This is a genomic window from Inquilinus sp. (assembly GCF_057815775.1).
Genome location: NZ_JBYRFX010000088.1, coordinates 1 through 4219, shown reverse-complemented (window position 1 = coordinate 4219; position 4219 = coordinate 1). Strand labels below are relative to the sequence as shown.

The following is a 4219-nucleotide window of genomic DNA, read 5'->3' as shown; positions in this document are numbered from 1 at the left end:
CTGACCGAGACGGTGTTCGCCTGGCCGGGCCTCGGCCAGTACATCACCAACTCGCTGCTGAACGCCGACATGAACGCGGTGCTCGGCGGCACCATCGTCGTCGGTGTGGTCTATATCGGGCTGAACATGCTGTCCGACCTGCTGTACCGCGTGCTGGACCCGAGGGCGCGATGACCGATTTGTCTACCCCACGCCCCGACACCTGGCGCGGCTGGCTGCTCAGCGACACGCCGGGTTCCCGCGGTCAGGCCCGGCTGGGCCGGCTGTACCTGCTGTGGCTCGGCCTGGCGCGCAACAAGCTGGCGATGGTCGGGCTGATCATCGTGCTGCTGCTGCTGTTCGCGGCCGCCGCGGCGCCGCTCTTGGCCCATCAGTCGCCGATCGAACAGAACCTGGCCGACCGGCTGCAATCCTTCAGCGCCGCCCATTGGCTGGGCACCGACGAACTCGGCCGGGACATCTGGTCGCGCATCGTCTACGGCGCCCGGCTGACGCTGCTGATCGTGGTTCTGGTCGCCATCACCGCGGCGCCGGTCGGCCTGCTGATCGGCACCGTTTCCGGCTATCTCGGCGGCTGGGTCGATGCGGTCCTGATGCGCATCACCGACATCTTCCTGGCCTTCCCGAAGCTGATCCTGGCGCTGGCCTTCGTCGCCGCCCTCGGGCCCGGCATCGAGAACGCGATCATCGCCATCGCCATCACCTCCTGGCCCCCCTATGCCCGCATCGCCCGGGCCGAGACGCTGACCATCCGCAACGCCGACTTCATCAGCGCAGTGCGGCTGCAGGGTGCCTCCAGCGCCCGCATCGTCGCCCGGCACGTGGTGCCGCTGTGTCTGTCCTCGGTGATCGTCCGGGTGACGCTCGACATGGCCGGCATCATCCTGACCGCGGCCGGCCTCGGCTTCCTCGGCCTCGGCGCCCAGCCGCCGCTGCCGGAATGGGGCGCGATGATCTCCAAGGGCCGCAACTTCATCCTCGACCAATGGTGGGTGGCCACCATGCCCGGCCTCGCCATCTTCATCGTCAGCCTGGGCTTCAACCTGCTGGGCGACGGGCTGCGCGACATCCTCGACCCGAAGCAGGGCGGGCAATCATGAGCACGGGCAGCACGGGCGGGCCGCTGCTGGAGGTCGAGAACCTCTCGGTCACCTTCGACACGGAGAAGGGCCCGGTGCGGGCGGTGCGCGGCCTCAGCTTCACCCTGGGGCGCGAGAAGCTCGGCATCGTCGGCGAAAGCGGCTCCGGCAAGTCGATGACGGGACGGTCGATCCTGCGCTTGGTCGGGCCGCCCGGCCGGGTCGAGGCCGACCGGCTGGCCTTCGACGGCATCGACCTGCAGCGGCAGAGCGAGCGGCGGATGCGCGATATCCGTGGCCGCCGCATCTCGATGGTGATGCAGGACCCGAAATTCTCGCTCAACCCCGTGGTGACGGTGGGGGAGCAGGTGGCCGAGGCCTATCGCATCCACAAGCGCGCCTCGCGCCGCGAGGCCAAGCGCCGGGTGCTGGAGATGTTCGCGGCGGTGCGCATCCGCGACCCGGAGCGGGTGTGGGGCCTGTACCCACACGAGGTCTCGGGCGGCATGGGCCAGCGCATCATGATCGCGATGATGCTGATCCCCGACCCGGACCTGCTGATCGCGGACGAGCCGACCTCGGCACTCGACGTCACCGTGCAGATGCAGGTGCTGGCGATCATCGACGATCTGGTGACCGAGCGCGGCATGGGGCTGATCTTCATCAGCCACGACCTCAACCTGGTCGCCAGCTTCTGCGACCGGATCCTGATCATGTATGCCGGCCGCGTGGTCGAAAGCTGCCGGGCGTCGGAGCTGCACCAGGCGAAGCACCCCTACACCCGCGGGCTGCTCGAATCCTTGCCGCAGATCGGCGACACCCGCGAATTCCTGCCGGTGCTGCGGCGCGACCCGGCCTGGCTGGAGGCGTGACGATGGACGCGATGATCGCGATCAACGGGCTGGACGTCATGTTCGGCGACACCCATGCGGTGCGGGACGCCTCGCTGACGGTGGCGCAGGGCGAAAGCTTCGGCCTGGTCGGCGAAAGCGGCTCCGGCAAATCCACCATCCTGCGCGCGCTGTGCGGGCTGAACCCGGACTGGACCGGCACGATCACGGTCGATGGCAGGCCGCAGAAGCGGCGCCGGGACAAGGGCTTCTTCAAGCTGTGCCAGATGGTGTTCCAGGACCCCTATGGCTCGCTGCACCCGCGCCAGACGGTGGATTCGACGCTGATGGAGCCGCTGGCGATCCATCGCTTCAGCGATCGCGATGCCCGGGTCGACCGGGTGCTGGCCGAGGTCGGGCTGGGGCCCAGCTTCCGCTTCCGCTACCCGCACCAGCTCAGTGGCGGCCAGCGCCAGCGCGTCGCCATCGCCCGCGCCTTGGTGCTGGAGCCGCGGGTGCTGCTGCTGGACGAACCGACCTCGGCGCTCGACGTCTCGGTGCAGGCGGAGATCCTGAACCTGCTCAAGCGCCTGCGGGTCGAACGCGGGCTGACCTACCTTCTGGTCACCCACAACCTCGCCGTGGTCTCTGTCATGTGCGACCGGCTGGCGGTGATGAATCGCGGCCGGATCGTCGAGACGCTGACCACGGCGCAGCTGCGTGACGGCACGGTGACCCAGCCCTACACCGCGCAGCTGCTGCAGGCCAGCCAGGGCTATGACCGCGCCGCCGCCGACCGGATCGAGGATTTCGCCGCTTGAGCAATCGGCAGTCCTGCCCGATGCTCGGTGGTTCAGTCGAACGGTGAGGGGCCGGTCATGCGCGTCAGACACGGGTTGATCTTCGTCTTGGCCCCGTTGGTCATGGCGGCCGCGCCCCAGCCCGTCTCCGGCCCGGTCTTCGCTGGGCTTTGCGGTCCGCGAGGGGGCGACGCCGGACCATCCCGCTTTGGAAAAGGTCGAGGACGGGCCGTGCGGCCTGGTCGCCCGGCTGCGCGTCGACCGCATTCCCGACTTCAAGCCGACGGACATGTTCTCCACCGTCCCGGTGGTCGAGCTGAACGGCAAGGGCGAGGTCATCCGCAGCTGGCGCCTGCCGGTGGATTACACCGTCAGCGCGCTGGATGGGGACTGGCTGCTCACCGCCTATGCCGGCAAGTCCGATCCGCTCTGGATCGATCCGGCCGGCAAGCTGGGCGCCGCCAGCCCGGCCGATGCGCGGATCGCCCTGGCCGACGACAGCGCCAGGGTGGCGGCCTGCCCCGCCGGGGCGAAGATCCCCGAGGACGCGCAGTGCCTGTCCGTCGGCGACCAGCCGCAGCACACCCGGCGCATCATCGCCGCCCCGGGCGTGTGCAGCTAGGCGGCGGCGGCTATTGGCAGTCCCCCGTCGCATAGGCGTCGACGATCTTGCCGGCGCCATCGATGTAATAGACGTTCTTGCAGGTGTAGGTGACGTCTTCCAGATAGGGATCGTTGTGCTGGTAGACCGTCACGCCATTTGGTCCTGGCCCCGGCCCCAGTGTCGTATAGTTGTTGGTCTTTTCGACGGTCGAAGTTGCTGAGTCGTAATAAGTATATTTCAGCAGCCCATCCGATGTTTCGCTTTCGGCCGGCCTGCCGATCTGGCTGATCAACTCCTCGGCCGATATTCCGATCCAGCTTTTCGCGTTCTTGCTGGCTTCCGAATTGACGCAGCCGGCAATCGATGCCGACAGCAACGCCATGCCCAGAATTCCGAGATGGTGCCGTCTCATGGCCTGGTTCTCCCCCTTCTCCATCGACATTCTGCCGCTTCCATCATTCCGTTGGGTGGAAGCACTGCAGAATCGGACCATTTCAATGAACTGGGGCGCCAACGTGGCGATCGGGTCCGGGCCGGCGAATGGACTTCGCCGCGCAGTCATCGGCCTGTCATCTCCCGGGTCTAGGGTCCGCCGCATTCATTCCATCGGAGCGGACCATCATGCGGCAATCCATCCTGGCCTTCGGCCTTCTCGTGCTGGCGGCCATCGGCCCGGTCACGGCCCAGGCCGAAGACGCCAAGCCCTTCGTCACCAGCAAGGAGGTCGACCTGCTGCAGCTGCTGCCACCGCCGCCGGCCAATGACTCGGCCCAGACCAAGGCCGAGCTGGGCGAGGTGCTGACGCTGCAGGTCACCCGCACGCCGGAGATGGAGCAGGCGGCGATCGCCGACGTCACCGAGGATGTCTGGCGCTTCAGCAACGTCATGGGGCCGAAATTCACCCCG

General features: G+C 67.8%; 7 protein-coding genes. 6 read left to right on the top strand and 1 reads right to left on the bottom strand.

Features of this window, described 5'->3' with window-relative positions; all coding sequences use genetic code 11:
* The 5 genes from AC3XYG_RS03275 to AC3XYG_RS03255 form a co-directional block, all read left to right on the top strand.
* A partial coding sequence (locus tag AC3XYG_RS03275; RefSeq protein WP_489138382.1) for an ABC transporter permease subunit occupies window positions 1–174 on the top strand: 174 nt, incomplete at its 5' end.
* The gene (gene nikC, locus AC3XYG_RS03270; RefSeq protein WP_489138380.1) at window positions 171–1100 is read left to right on the top strand and encodes a nickel transporter permease; all 930 of its coding nucleotides are present in this window, start codon (window positions 171–173) and stop codon (window positions 1098–1100) included. The genes AC3XYG_RS03275 and nikC, both read left to right, overlap by 4 nt.
* A complete protein-coding gene (locus AC3XYG_RS03265) occupies window positions 1097–1951 on the top strand; it encodes an ABC transporter ATP-binding protein (protein ID WP_489138379.1) in 855 nt (284 codons plus the stop codon). Before nikC ends, AC3XYG_RS03265 begins: the two co-directional genes overlap by 4 nt.
* A gap of 11 nt (window positions 1952–1962) precedes the next feature.
* Window positions 1963–2730 carry an ABC transporter ATP-binding protein gene (locus tag AC3XYG_RS03260; protein ID WP_489138381.1) on the top strand — a complete coding sequence of 256 codons (768 nt, stop codon included), beginning with the start codon at window positions 1963–1965 and terminating at the stop codon, window positions 2728–2730.
* 187 nt (window positions 2731–2917) lie between these two features.
* Window positions 2918–3331 carry a hypothetical protein gene (locus tag AC3XYG_RS03255; protein WP_489138378.1) on the top strand — a complete coding sequence of 138 codons (414 nt, stop codon included), beginning with the start codon at window positions 2918–2920 and terminating at the stop codon, window positions 3329–3331.
* 10 nt (window positions 3332–3341) lie between these two features.
* Here AC3XYG_RS03255 and AC3XYG_RS03250 read toward each other — a convergent pair whose 3' ends face one another.
* Window positions 3342–3755, bottom strand: a complete 414-nt coding sequence (locus AC3XYG_RS03250; protein WP_489138377.1) for a hypothetical protein — start codon at window positions 3753–3755, stop codon at window positions 3342–3344.
* Window positions 3756–3934: 179 nt separating this feature from the next.
* Here AC3XYG_RS03250 and AC3XYG_RS03245 point away from each other — a divergent pair.
* Window positions 3935–4219 (top strand): hypothetical protein (locus tag AC3XYG_RS03245; protein ID WP_489138376.1); only part of this gene is annotated, 285 nt, incomplete at its 3' end.